The following is a 12,473-nucleotide window of genomic DNA, read 5'->3' as shown; positions in this document are numbered from 1 at the left end:
ACACCGCTTCCCATGATCCCCACCGTCTCTTCCCAATTGCTGTGGCTGGTGCTGGTGTACGCGCTGCTGGCCTTCCTGTTGCTGTGCCTGCTGCTGGCCACGCGCTGGCACTGGGGCGTGAAGCTGGGCGCGGTGCTGCTGGTCAGCGGCTTCTACGCGCTGAGCCACGCCACGCTGCAGGGCATCGCGGGCTGGCCGAGCGACGCTCCCCTGCCCCCGCGCTTCGTGCTGCTCTCGGCCGTGTTCGACGAACCCAGCCCGGGCCGAGGCCACGCCGGCGCGATCTACATCTGGGTCAATCCCATGACGGACAACCAGCCGCTGGCGATGCCGCGCGTGCACCGCCTGCCTTACGAGAAGGACCTGCACCGCATCCTGGGCGACGGCCTGCGCAAGGCGCGCGACGGCAACACGCAGATGGGCAGCACCGAACCGGTGCCGGGTGCGGGCGGCTTCGCCTGGCTGCGCCCGGCCGGCAACGACCGCCTGCAGATCAAGCTGAGCGACCTGCCGCGCGGCGCAGCTGCCGGAGAAATGAGCCCCCCTGCGCCGCTTCGCGTCTTCCCCCCCGAGCGGGGGACCCCACCACGGGCCCGGCAAAGCCGGATCCAGGGTGGGTCTGGAAGGGGATGCCGGCGAGCGTTGCAACCTGGGTAATGCTGACCAGCTGCAGCGGTCAGGGTGGCGGCGAAGGCTGGTTTCCGCTGATCGAGGGCGAGCGCATGGTCTACGCCGTGACGGTGGAGAGCGACGAAGCGCCACCGCCCGAGACATGGACGCTCACCGTCACCGCGCCGCAGACCGTGGCCGGCCAGCGCACCCAGGTGCGCCACCATTCGGCCGGCGTGAGCTACCACCTGCTGAGCGACGAAAAAGGCATTCGCCGCGTTGCGCACGCGCACCGACATCGACCGCGAGCCCACGCCCGACAAGGAACCGCTGTGGGTGCTCAAGGCGCCCTACGAAGTGGGCACCGAATGGACCACGCCCACCGTGCCCTACCTGATCCTGCGCCGCAACGAGCACCCGCGCGAACTGCGCTACAGCCACCGCGCGCCGATGGCCTGGCGCATCGAGGCCGTGGACGACGAGGTGAAGACACCCACCGGCACGCACAAGCCGTGTCTGCGGGTCGTGGGCCGCGCCAAGCTCAACCTCTTCACCGACCCGGTGAACGGCTTCACCGACGTGCCGCTCACCAGCCGCGAGTGGTACTGCCAGGGCAAAGGCCTGGTGAAGTTCGAGCGCGAGGAGACCGTGCCGCCCGGGTTTCTGGTCGGCGGGCGGTTGACGGCGGTGTGGGTGCGGTAGGTAAAAGTATCCGCAGAAGGCTTGATGACGGACGCGGAACTTGGACTTCGGCTAATGACGCTGACCGTTGAGCTCCGATGAAGAAGTGACCGTCAGTCGACTGAAGGCTTTCTGAAGCATTTCGTCGGGATCGCTCGGAGTGCGCGCGCTGTCTATGCCCCTGCGCAATTCATCACCTGATACGAGAAGCACTTGACGTGACCTCAAGTCAGCTTCATGGGCGGCGATCTGATCCCGAGGCAGCCTGCATACAAGAACTGCTGATACCTCGGCAGAATGGCCTGTTGCTGCGAGGTGCTTCGACAAAGCTCCGCGCCGATCTACCAGTTTCCCTAGCTTTGTACCGAAATCAGAGACGCGCGTAGTGCACTCGACAATCACCAAACGACCTAAGGGCGTGGTGACGATCACATCAGGCGCATCCGTTTCAAGCTGAACGGCTGGAGAAAATCCGAAAAGAAACAACAAAGAAGCGACGCCATTCTCAAATCTCGTTGGATCGGTAGATTCAAACAACGCTTGTCGGAGCATTCGAAGTTCCCTATCGAAATGTTGAGTCGCTAGCAATCGATTGTTTCGAGCTCTTGCAGGATCGACAAACCACTGTCGTCGGACAGTCGCCTCCTCAATCATCAGCATTGCCAACACGCTATCTGTCTGTTTTACTTCAAGGTCTAGGACTCCTGTTCGAACGCCGCCACGGACTCGAGCCCATTTAATTTTTTGGGCAACTTGGATTCTTCCACTCAAAGCCACATCTGGAACCGAACGCAAAGCGAGTCCCACGCGCCCCACATCAAAGCGCGGATGTGCGTGGAGCGTCAGCTTCAACCGATCTTGCGAAAGTACACATTGGTCGAAGATGAGATCAACCGGCGGTCCAACGCGGACGGCTATCGCCGGTTGGCGCGAAGTGGCCTCGGGAGAACGCAACCCCAGCCAAGCTAGAGCGTCCGAGAGACCATCAAATGGAGGTGTTGAAGCTCGAAGTTTGTTGTCAACCTCAACCATATCAATCGAAGAGGGCGATGACAGTCCTGTACCAGACACCTGAAGATGCAGATCAGAGAACCACCGGTCGCGATTCATCATCTCCGAATAGTAGTCAAGGGACCGATCCACGGCGAGTTGCATGCTGCGCCCAGATAGGCTGACTCGCCCTCTCACCGCATCACTCAATATCTCAGTGAGCGCCTTCTTCTTTAAACGACCCGGCTGCAGGTGTCCAAGAAAATGACCGGCACCCTCGAAGTGAAAGCCGAAGCCACGCTTGCCCGGAAGCGGATTCAAGGTGATATGCGCATCCAAAAGGCAAGCACCTTGAGCGTCCGCATTTGCCAGATAGCGAATGTCGATGTTGTAGTCATCGCAGATCCAAGAATCTGCAGATCGAGTAAACACATCGATAATTTTTTCGTTGCTCACGGGTTGTACTCGTTGCTTGCAAGATTTTGAGCGAATCACCTGTGACCACGTGGGCCGCTGCCGGAATGTATCCCATTGAACGAAGGATCACCGTGCGGAACTACGCGCGTGGCGGCGCTCACACTATTCGTCAGTTTCCCCCTCTGCTTACGAACACAAACCAACCTGGCGCCGCGCCTTGGCGTGGCCCGCCCGCGCAGCACGGGTAAAGAACGCTTCGGCCCGGGCCGGGTTGCGCGGTTCACCCAGGCCTTCATCGGCCAGCACGCCGAGCATGAACAGGGCCTCGGCGTTGCCCGCCTCGGCCAGGCCATGCCAGATCTCGCGCGCCTGGGCGTACCGGGCCAGCCGGAATTCGGCATGCGCCCGGTAGCGGTCATCGCCCACGCTGGACAGCACCGCGAGGGCCGCACCCAGCAGGGTGCGGGGGTGGCACAGATCGGTCTGCGCGCTCATGGCGGGACAGGTGGGTAGACCGGCTCAGGGTTTGACCGTGAGCACCCAGGCCGAGAGGGTCTTGAGGTCGGCCGCGTTCAGGCTGGGATGCGCAGGCATGGGGATGCGGCCCCACTTGCCCTTGGAGCCGTTCTGGATCGACTGCGCGAGCGAGGCCGCGGCGTCCTTGTCGCCCGCGTATTTTTCCGCGATGGCGCTGAAGGCCGGGCCGACCACCTTGTCGGCGTTGGCGTGGCAGGTGTAGCAGCCATTGGCTTTGGCGAGTTCCACGGCGGCCAGGTCGGCGGCGGTGGCGTGCTGGGCCAGGCCGGCCAGCACAGTGGGGAGGATCAGGAGGTAACGCATGGCGGGCACCGGAGAAAGGAAGGAAAGAAGGGACAGAAAAAAGGGGTGGCATGGCCTGGGCCACGCCACCCCCAACACCACATCACTTCATGAGCTTGAAGGTCCAGACCGAACCGCCCTGTTCGAGGAAGTTGACCTTCTTGGCCACTTCACCGCCCCACAGCGGCACGGCACCGCCCCAGCCCGAGACCACGCTGACGTACTGCTCGCCGCCCTCGGTCCAGGTGATGGGGGGCGCGACCACGCCGGAGCCGGTCTGGAACTGCCACACCACCTTGCCGGTCTTGGCGTCGGCGGCCTTCAGGTAACCCTCGGGCGTGCCCCAGAACACGAGGTCGCCGGCGGTGAGCACACCGCCCCACAGCGGCGCGCTGTTCTTGACTTCCCAGGCCACCTTGCCGGTCTTGGGATCGATCGCGCGCAGCGATCCGATATGGTCGTCGAACAGCGGCTTGATGGTGAAGCCCGCGCCCAGGAAGGCCGCGCCCTTCTTGTAGGTGATGGGCTCGTTCCAGATCTCCATGCCCCATTCGTTGGTGGGCACGTAGAACAGGCCGGTCTTGGGGCTGTAGGCCATGGGCATCTGGTTCTTGCCACCCAGGAAGCCCGGCGCGGAGAACACCGCCTTGCCCTTGGCACCGTCGCCACCGGCGGCGGTCGGGTCGCCCGGGCGGTTGGTGTCGTCGAAGTTGGGGCGGCCGGTCTTGAGGTCGATGCCGGTGGCCCAGGTCACCTTCTTCACGAACGGGAAGGCGTTGACCAGCTTGCCGGTGGCCGCGTCGTTCACGTAGAAGAAACCGTTGCGGTCGGCCTTGGCGCCCATGCGCTTGCCGTCCATGTCGAAGGTGACGAATTCGTTGACGCCGTCGTAGTCCCAGCCGTCGTTGGGCGTGCTCTGGTAGTGCCAGACGATCTTGCCGGTCTTCACATCGATCGCGACGGTCGAGGCCGAGTACAGGTTGTCGCCCTTGCGCACATGGCTGTTCCAGGGGCCGGGGTTGCCGGTGCCGAAGTAGGCCAGGCCGGTCTTGGCGTCGTAGGTGCCGCCCAGCCAGGTGGCCGCGCCGCCGGTCTTCCACGTCTCGCCCGGCCAAGTGGCGTTGGTGGTGCCGGTGATGCCGTTTTCCTTGCCGTCCTTGTAGCCCATGTGGCCTTCGACGACGGGGCGCGTCCACACCATCTTGCCGGTGCGCGGGTCGCGTGCTTCCACGCGGCCGACCACACCGAACTCACCGCCCGAGACACCGGTCATCAGCAGGCCTTCGGCGATGAGGGGCGCGGCGGTGTAGCTGTAGCCGGCGGCGTAGTCGTCGATCTTCTCGCGCCACACCACCTTGCCCGTGTTCTGGTCGAGCGCGACCAGCTGCGCGTCGAGCGTGCCGAAGATCACCAGGTTGTCGTACAGCGCGGCGCCGCGGTTGATCACGTCGCAGCAGGGCATGATGCCTTCGGGCAGGCGGTGTTCGTACTTCCAGAGCTTCTCGCCGGTCTTGGTGTTGACCGCGTAGATGCGCGAGTAGGACGCGGTGACGAACATCTTGCCGTTGTGCACCAGCGGCTGCGACTGCTGGCCGCGCTGCTTCTCGCCGCCGAACGACATGGACCACACCGGCACGAGCTTGTTGATGTTGCGCTCGGTGATGCCGTTGAGCGTGGAATGGCGCTGGCCCTGGGTGCCCAGGCCCCAGCTCAACACGTTGTCGGGGGTCTTGGCGTCGTCGGCGATCATCGCGTCGGTCACGCCCTGGGCGCTCACGTGGGCGGTGGCGGCCAGAATCATCAGGCTCAATAGGGTGCGTTTCACAGTGTGTCTCCTGCTCGTTCGTGGATGTGTGATGCCTGCGACCGAGCACCATGCCCGGCCGCCCGTGAACACCCCGGCCCTGCGGCCGTCGGGGTTTGCACAGACAGCAAATGGCAACATCCATGCCAGCGTTTTCGAGCGGTTTTCCGGCCTGAAATGCGCCACGCCCGGGCCTCGCGGCGGGTCGCGGCTGTGACACTGTTCAGAAACGAATCAACCCCTGCAACAGGGTTCAGCGCGCGCGCGAATCCAGCGCCCGCTGTTCGTACCGCGGGTACCACTGCACGAGGCTGCGGTGCAGCTCGGCGGGCTGCGCGGCCCAGCCGGCGAAGCGCGCGGGCACGGGCGTGCGCAGCAGCTCGCTCAGGTCCAGGCCTTGTTCGGCGCTCGCCTGCATGAGCGTGGTGAGCCAGCGCAGCCAGTCGCGCGTCTGCTGCACGCCCACCGGCCCGCTGTGCACCGGGCCGTGGCTGGGCACGACCTGCCGCACCTCGCCCGCGGTGAGCCATTGCGCCAGCGTGTCCAGGCTGGCGAGCCAGGCGGCGGGGTCGGCGTGCGGCGTGGTGGGCACGCGCTCGGCGAACACCAGGCCGCCGGCGAACAGCACCCCGGTGCGGTGGTCGATCAGCACCAGGTCATCGCCGGTGTGGCCGCTCAGGCGCCGCAGCTCCAGCGTGTGTGCGCCCAGGCTCAGCGTGCGCGGTTCGATGGCTTCGCGTGCCGGTGTGGGCTCGGTGCCTTTCATCCAGTCGCCGCACAGGCGGTAGAGGTTGTCGGCGTAGGCCGCGCCCTCGGCTTTCATGCCTGCGATGCTGCCGGCCAGGGCCTGCGTGGGGCGGTCGGCCCAGGCCTGGTTGCCGAAGAAGTAGTCGGGGTGCAGGTTGAGGTTGAACACGTGGCGCACCGGTTCGTGCGTGAGCTGTTCGATGGCGCGGCGCTGCTGCTCGCCATAGCCGCGCGAAGGACCGGTGTTGACCACCACCACGCCCTCGCCCGTGGCGATGAAGGCGGTGTTGATGATGTTGCAGCCGTTGGCGCGCGAGAAGTCGGCCACCGCGCCTTCGATCACCCAGGTGTGTTCGGCGACCTGGCGCGGCCGCAGGCCATGGTCGAGCCGCGCCACGTCGGGCTGCGGCTGCGCGTGGACCATGGCCGCGAACAGCAGGGCCGCTGAGGCCAGCGCGCCGCGCACCGTCACGCGGGCACCTCGGCATCGATGCGGTTGCCGTTGTTGTCGCGCCCGGTCAGGCGGAAACCGCCCACGTGCTGCGGCGGCAGCTCGAAGGTGAGCAGCGGGTTTTCCGACACCGGCTCGTGCAGGGCCAGGCGCCACCAGGCCTGGCCCGCGCTGTCCACCAGCTGCAGCTGCTCGATGTAGAACGCGGGGATGCCCGCGACCAGGCCGGTGTCCATCGGGTGCATCACGCGCACGCGCAGGCGACGGCTGCCCTCGATCACATTCGGGAAGAAGCGCGCCTGCACCTGGTTGAGCGTGCGGCTCCACGAGCCGTCGGCGCGCGTGGCGCCGGGCACCGTGCAGCCCCCACCGGCCGCCTGCACCCAGGTGCCGCCCACGTGCCAGCGGCCGTCCGCCGTCTGCACCATCGCGCGCACCGGCGATGCCTGTTCCATGCGGATGCGGAACGCCAGCATGGGCAGCGCGCGCAAGGGCTCGAAGGCCAACACCTCGCGCACCGGGTTGCGGTCCACCACCACCAGGATGCGCGCCACACCGCCGCCCGTGCGGGCCAGGCCGCGCGCGTCCACCAGCAGCGGCACGTTCATCGCGTCGTCCGCGAAGGCCGGGCCGCGCACCGTCACCGCCTCGGAAAACACCATGGGCGCATCGCGCAGGTACTGCCGACGCAGCGTGGGCCATTGCATGGAGCCCAGCGGGTCGCCCCCGGTGCGGTCTTCGGCGGCAGCCCACAGCGGCGGCGCGCCGAGCAGGCCGCCCCAGAGCAAGGTTCGGCGCCGCAGCATGCTCAGCCCCCGCCCTTCTGGCGGATGAAGCCGCGCTGCGGGTCGTAGCCCCAGAGCGCGAGCACGAAGAACACGGCGGTGCACCCCAGCACCACGGCCCAGGCCACGGCGTTGAACTGCCCAACCATGGCAAAGCGCATGGCCTCCACCGCGTGGGTGAAAGGGTTGAACTCCGCGATCTTCAGCAGCCAGTAGGCGCCCGATTCCTCCAGCTTCCACAGCGGGTACAGCGCAGGGCTGATGAAGAACATCGGGAAGATCACGAAGTTCATGGTGCCGGCGAAGTTCTCCAGCTGCTTCACGTACACCGAAAGCACGAGCCCCAGCGCGGCCAGCATCGCGGCGGCGCAGGCCATGGCCAGCAACAGGCCCGGCAGATGCGCCCAGGCCAGCTCGACGCCGAAGGCCAGCGCGATCAGCAGGAACACCGCCATCTGCAGCACCGAGAGCACGGTGCTGCCCAGGAGCTTGAAGGCCAGCAGCCAGCCGCGCGCCAGCGGCGCGGTGAGCAGCAGGCGCATCACGCCCATCTCGCGGTCGTACACCATGGAGAGCGAGCTCTGCATGCCGTTGAACAGCGCCACCATGCCCAGCAGGCCCGGCACCATGTAGACCTGGTACTCGATGTAGGTCTCGTAGGGCGGGATGATCGCCACGCCGAACACGTTGTGAAAGCCGGCCGAGAACACCACGAACCACAGCAGCGGGCGCACCAGCGCCGAGCCCAGGCGCGTGGGCTGGCGCAGGAAGCGGCCCAGCTCGCGACCGACCACGGCGCGCAGCGCGCGCGCCAGGTGCAGCGGCAGCGATGGCGCGGCCAGGGGGCTCAGGGGCGTTGCCGGCATGCGGTCTCCGCTTCGTCCACGCCCAGCGTGTCCAGCACGTCCTTGGGGTGCAGCACGCCGTCGAGCGGCGCCACGCCCGCCACGCCGTCGATGTGGCTCAGGAACACGGGCTGGCGCAACTGCCCGTCCCAGGCGCGGAAGGACAGGCGCGGGCCCTTGAAGCCGTCGATGAAGACGCTGCCGCCGCGCAGCTTCTTCAACTGCTGCGCCAGCGGTGCCTTGGGGTCGTCCACCAGCACCGCCGCCACCGCGCGGCCCGCCACCCAGGCCGACCAGTCGTGCGACCGCATGGGGCGCTGCGCGAGCTTCTGGAAACGGCGCGAGAGCTGCGGCCCGCCGTTGCGCTCCCACTGCGCATGCCAGGCGCTGGCCACCAGGCCGCTGGCACCGACCACCGGGCGCGGCCACTGCGTGGCGTAGGGCAGTGTGCGCGCGAACTCGCCGTCGGCGTCCATCACGGCCACCACCTCGTGCTCGCGCTCGCCGGTGAGCAGCCGGGTGTTGGCCAGGTCGCGCTCGCGTGGGTCGCCGGTGAGCTTGAAGGGTTTGCTCTGCACGATCTTCAGGCCGTAGCGCCTGGCCGCGCGGGTGAAGGACTCGCCCATGAGCAGGTCGGCCGGCTCCGGCCCCTGCAGCAGCAACACCTTGCGCCAGTTGCGCGCGGCCAGGTACTGCGCCAGCGCGTCGCTGGCGATGTGGCGGCTGGGCAGGGTGTGCAGCAGGTGCGCGGCGCAGCCCTGCGCGCGCAGGCTGTCGTCGTCCAGCCCGGTGTTGAACACCATGGCACCACCGAGCGCGGCCGGCGCGCTCTGCACCAGCTGGCGCAGTTCGGCCAGCGGCAGGTCGGCCACGAGGTGCTGCACCTTCGCCGCCTTCAGCTCGGCCAGGGCCTTGGGCAGCGCCGCCGCATCGGGCAGCACCACCTCGCGCAGCGCGAGCTCGATGCCGGCGGCGTCCAGCTCGAACGCCGCGTCTTCCAGCGCGAGCCGCACGCCCTGCACCGCCCGGCCCTGCGGGTGGCCGGGGTAGGCGCGCTCCAGGCGGCGCGGCGCGTAGCGCGCGTCATCGGCCAGCGAGACCACAGCCACCGTCAGCTTGACCGCGGCGGCGTGCACCGACGGCGCACCGAGCAAGGCGGCCAGCGCGAGCAGCGGGGCTTTCCACATCAGGGCGCCACGATCACGCTGTGCGGCACACGGCCCACGGCCACCGTCTTCACCGCCTTGGCGCCGGCCGTGTCCACCAGGGTCATGTCGTCCGACAGGCCGTTGGTCACGTACAACGTCTTGCCGTCGGGGTGCACCGTCAGGCCCCAGGCGCGCTTGCCCACCAGCACCTGGCGGCCCACGGTGCGCGTTGCGCACGTCCACCTCGGCCACGTGGTTGGCGCGGCCCAGGCCCACCCACAGGGTCTTGCCGTCCGGGCTCAGCGCCATGCCCACGGGGGTGATGTCGGCCTCCCGCATGCCCTTCACCGCAAACTTCACCGTGCCCTTGACGCTGTGGTCCCTGGTGTCCACCACGCTCACCGTGGCGTCGAGCTCGTTGCTCACCCACAGCTCGGCGCCACCGGCGGCGAGCACGAAGCGGCGCGGTCGTTTGCCCACCTTGATGTTCTTGATCACCTTCTTCTGGCCCAGGTCGATGACGTGCACGACGTTCGCCACCTCGGAGGTGACGTAGGCGAACTTGCCGTCGGGCGTGATCAGCACGCCCTCGGGCTCGCCACCGGTCTTCACCTCGAACAGGGGCTTCTTGCTCGCCAGGTCGTAGGCGGCCATCACGTTCTCGTCCTCGATCGACACGTACACCGTCTTGCCGTCGGGGCTGAGGTCGAAGATCTCGGGACTGTCCCCCAATGGAACAGTGCCGGTCATCTTGCCGCTGGCGGTGTCGACCACGCCAAGCTGGTTGCTGTCGCCGCAGCACACGTAGAGCTGGCTGCGGCTGGCATTGAACATCATGTGGCGCGGCCGCTTGCACACGTCGATGGCCGCGAGGCGCTCGCCTTTCGCGTCGAACACATAGAGCTTGTTGTCCTTCTCACTGGACACATACACCTTGCCCTGGGCCATGGCGAGGGTGGCACAGCCCAGCAGGGTGGCAAGGGTGAGCAGGCGAAGCGGGCGGGTCATGTCGGTGTCTCCTGAAGGGGTCTTGTGGGTGGCACAGCGGTCACCCGGGTGGCGCCGCTGCCCTTGTTCCGCAAATTCGATGCCAGCGCCAGTGGGGGAATGGAAATTGCGTTGACCTGCCCCAAACACCCCGTTGGCGACCCGATCGCTACGGACAAACCCTGAGACCACACGGCTTCGCAGGCCCGCACCGCATGACCCGACTGCCCCACGGCCCTCCCGACTGTTCCAGCAAGGAACACTGTTCTGTGACACGCCGCCGCGCGCTGGCCTGGGGCCTGGCGCTGGCGGCCTCGGCGGGCCCGTCGCTGGCCAGCACGGCGGCCTGGCCCATCCGGCCCCTGCAGCTCATCGTGCCCTGGCCCGCCGGCGGCGCGACCGACCTCACGCTGCGCATCCTGTGCGAGGAAGCCGAGTCCCTGCTGGGCCAGCCCATCGTGGTCATCAACCGGCCCGGCGCGGCGGGCACGCAGGTCGCGCCGCTGCTCAAGGCCGCCGAGCCCGACGGCCACACCATCGGCCAGGTGCCCATCACTGTGTACCGGCACGCGCTCATGAACCCCGTGCCCTGGGACCCGGTGACGGATCTCAGCCCCATCGTGCAGGTCTCGGGCACCACCTTCGGCGTGCTGGTGCCCAGCACCAGCCCCTGGAGGCAATTGCCCGAGATGCTCGACTGGGCGCGCGATCACCCGGGCGAACTCATCCTGGGCTCCACCGGCATCGGCACCACCGCCCACCTGGCGATGGAAGAGATCCTGTTGCAGCGCGGCATCCGTTATGTGCACGTGCCCTACCGGGGCACCGCCGACCAGATGCTCGCGGTCGCCAGCGGCCAGCTGATGGCGGGCGTGAACTCCACCGGCTTCGCGCCCTGGGTGGACCAGGGCCGCATGCGCGTGCTCGCGATCTTCAGCGCGCAGCGCAGCCCGCGCTGGCCCGACGCGCCCACGCTGCGCGAGCTGGGTTACCCGCAATCGGTCTACACCTCGCCCTGGGGTCTGGCCGCGCCGCGCGGCACACCCGAGCCGGTGGTGCGGAAACTGCACGACGCCTTCGCCCGCGCGATGCAGAGCGAGCGCCACCTGCGCGAGCTGGCGCGCTACGACCAGACACTGGACTACCTCAACACCCGCGACTACCGGCAGGCCGTGCGCGACACGGTGGAGCGCGAGAAACGCCTGCTGCAGCGCATGAACCTGCTGGCCCGGCCGATGGGAGCGACGGGATGAACCCCACCACCCTGCTCCAGGCCGGCGGCCTGCACAAGGCCTACGCCGGCAAGCCCGCGTTGAAAGGCGTGGACGTGGCACTGCGGGCCGGCGAGGTGCTCGCGCTGCTCGGTCCCAACGGCGCGGGCAAGTCCACGCTGCTGCAACTCCTCACCGGCCTGTTCACGCCCGACCAGGGCCGCATCGAGGTGCTGGGCCACGACATGTGCCGCCACCCCAGCCGCGCGCTGGCCGGGCTGGGCGTGGTGTTCCAGCAGAGCGCGCTCGACCTGGACCTGTCGGTGATGGCCAGACCTGCTGTTCCACACCGACCTGCACGGCCTCCCGCGCGCGCAGGCGCGCGAGCGCATCGCGGCGCACCTCGATGCCATGGGCCTGGGCGAACAGGCGCGCGCCGTGGTGCGCAGCCTCTCGGGCGGCACGCGGCGCAAGGTGGAGCTGGTGCGCGCGCTGCTGCACGAGCCACGCGTGCTGCTGATGGACGAAGCCACCGTGGGCCTGGACCCGGCCTCGCGCCAGCAGTTGCTCGACACCGTGCGCACGCTGTGCCGCGCACGGGGCATGGGCGTGCTGTGGGCCACCCACCTGATCGAGGAAGTGCACGGTGCCGACCGCCTGATGCTGCTGCACCAGGGCACGGTGCGCTTCGAGGGCTCGATCCCGGCCTTCATGGCGCAGGCACAAGGCGCGGACTTTCAGGCCGAGGTGCTGCGCCAGCTCGGGCCGCCATAATCAGGGCATGCCCGACAAAGACCCCGACGCCCGCTTCAAGACCGCCCTGCAGGTGGTGGGCATCCTGGGCCTCACGGGCATGCTCGCGATGATCTTCCACAAGGGCTTCGCCGACATCTCGTTGCTGTGGCAACAGCACTCCGGGGGCGACTTCTGGGTGGCGCTGGCGCGCTACTTCTTTCGCAACCTGGCGGGGTGAGATGCG

General features: G+C 67.8%; 14 protein-coding genes and 2 pseudogenes. 6 read left to right on the top strand and 10 right to left on the bottom strand.

What is annotated here, in order from left to right:
* Nucleotides 1-12: 12 nt before the first annotated feature.
* Entirely contained in the window at nt 13-657 is a 645-nt protein-coding gene (locus ACFJI0_RS06735) for a hypothetical protein (RefSeq protein ID WP_382323878.1), read from the top strand.
* A 231-nt stretch (nt 658-888) separates the two neighbouring features.
* Nucleotides 889-1,311, top strand: a complete 423-nt coding sequence (locus ACFJI0_RS06730) for a hypothetical protein (RefSeq protein ID WP_382323877.1) — start codon at nt 889-891, stop codon at nt 1,309-1,311.
* A gap of 51 nt (nt 1,312-1,362) precedes the next feature.
* On the opposite strand, the gene ACFJI0_RS06725 is transcribed toward ACFJI0_RS06730, so the two are convergent.
* The 10 genes and pseudogenes from ACFJI0_RS06725 to ACFJI0_RS06680 all read right to left on the bottom strand — a co-directional run.
* Nucleotides 1,363-2,736: a hypothetical protein gene (locus ACFJI0_RS06725; protein ID WP_382323876.1), complete on the bottom strand. Its 1,374-nt coding sequence runs from the start codon at nt 2,734-2,736 to the stop codon at nt 1,363-1,365.
* Nucleotides 2,737-2,883: 147 nt separating this feature from the next.
* The gene (locus ACFJI0_RS06720; RefSeq protein WP_382323875.1) at nt 2,884-3,192 is read right to left on the bottom strand and encodes a hypothetical protein; all 309 of its coding nucleotides are present in this window, start codon (nt 3,190-3,192) and stop codon (nt 2,884-2,886) included.
* A gap of 24 nt (nt 3,193-3,216) precedes the next feature.
* Complete coding sequence (locus tag ACFJI0_RS06715) at nt 3,217-3,537, bottom strand: c-type cytochrome (protein WP_382323874.1); 321 nt, start codon at nt 3,535-3,537, stop codon at nt 3,217-3,219.
* Nucleotides 3,538-3,619: 82 nt separating this feature from the next.
* Nucleotides 3,620-5,317 carry a PQQ-dependent methanol/ethanol family dehydrogenase gene (locus tag ACFJI0_RS06710; RefSeq protein WP_382325551.1) on the bottom strand — a complete coding sequence of 566 codons (1,698 nt, stop codon included), beginning with the start codon at nt 5,315-5,317 and terminating at the stop codon, nt 3,620-3,622.
* Nucleotides 5,318-5,573: 256 nt separating this feature from the next.
* Nucleotides 5,574-6,539 (bottom strand): quinoprotein relay system zinc metallohydrolase 1, encoded by a 966-nt coding sequence (locus ACFJI0_RS06705; RefSeq protein WP_382323873.1) that lies wholly within the window; start codon nt 6,537-6,539, stop codon nt 5,574-5,576.
* Entirely contained in the window at nt 6,536-7,324 is a 789-nt protein-coding gene (locus ACFJI0_RS06700) for a quinoprotein dehydrogenase-associated SoxYZ-like carrier (protein WP_382323872.1), read from the bottom strand. The genes ACFJI0_RS06705 and ACFJI0_RS06700 overlap by 4 nt, the downstream gene beginning before the upstream one ends.
* A gap of 2 nt (nt 7,325-7,326) precedes the next feature.
* Nucleotides 7,327-8,169, bottom strand: a complete 843-nt coding sequence (locus ACFJI0_RS06695) for an ABC transporter permease (RefSeq protein ID WP_382323871.1) — start codon at nt 8,167-8,169, stop codon at nt 7,327-7,329.
* The gene (locus ACFJI0_RS06690) at nt 8,151-9,335 is read right to left on the bottom strand and encodes an ABC transporter substrate-binding protein (protein WP_382325549.1); all 1,185 of its coding nucleotides are present in this window, start codon (nt 9,333-9,335) and stop codon (nt 8,151-8,153) included. The genes ACFJI0_RS06695 and ACFJI0_RS06690 overlap by 19 nt, the downstream gene beginning before the upstream one ends.
* The gene (locus ACFJI0_RS06685) at nt 9,335-9,421 is read right to left on the bottom strand and encodes a hypothetical protein (RefSeq protein WP_382325547.1); all 87 of its coding nucleotides are present in this window, start codon (nt 9,419-9,421) and stop codon (nt 9,335-9,337) included. The genes ACFJI0_RS06690 and ACFJI0_RS06685 overlap by 1 nt, the downstream gene beginning before the upstream one ends.
* Nucleotides 9,422-9,806: 385 nt before the next feature.
* Nucleotides 9,807-9,950 (bottom strand): annotated as a pseudogene (locus ACFJI0_RS06680) (hypothetical protein); the annotation flags it as partial.
* 548 nt (nt 9,951-10,498) lie between these two features.
* On the opposite strand from ACFJI0_RS06680, the gene ACFJI0_RS06675 reads away from it, so the two are divergent.
* From ACFJI0_RS06675 to ACFJI0_RS06660, 4 genes and pseudogenes are all read left to right on the top strand, one after another.
* Nucleotides 10,499-11,536: a tripartite tricarboxylate transporter substrate binding protein gene (locus ACFJI0_RS06675; protein WP_382323870.1), complete on the top strand. Its 1,038-nt coding sequence runs from the start codon at nt 10,499-10,501 to the stop codon at nt 11,534-11,536.
* Nucleotides 11,533-11,766 (top strand): annotated as a pseudogene (locus ACFJI0_RS06670) (ATP-binding cassette domain-containing protein); the annotation flags it as partial. The gene ACFJI0_RS06675 and the pseudogene ACFJI0_RS06670, both read left to right, overlap by 4 nt.
* 139 nt (nt 11,767-11,905) lie before the next feature.
* Nucleotides 11,906-12,268 (top strand): ATP-binding cassette domain-containing protein, encoded by a 363-nt coding sequence (locus ACFJI0_RS06665; protein ID WP_382323869.1) that lies wholly within the window; start codon nt 11,906-11,908, stop codon nt 12,266-12,268.
* 7 nt (nt 12,269-12,275) lie between these two features.
* The gene (locus tag ACFJI0_RS06660; RefSeq protein WP_382159231.1) at nt 12,276-12,467 is read left to right on the top strand and encodes a hypothetical protein; all 192 of its coding nucleotides are present in this window, start codon (nt 12,276-12,278) and stop codon (nt 12,465-12,467) included.
* Nucleotides 12,468-12,473 lie beyond the last annotated feature (6 nt).

The sequence above is a fragment of the Hydrogenophaga sp. UC242_53 genome, assembly GCF_042696965.1.
Lineage (GTDB): Bacteria > Pseudomonadota > Gammaproteobacteria > Burkholderiales > Burkholderiaceae_C > Hydrogenophaga.
The sequence above is the reverse complement of the archived record's forward strand: the minus strand, read 5'-3'. Positions and strand labels throughout refer to the sequence as shown.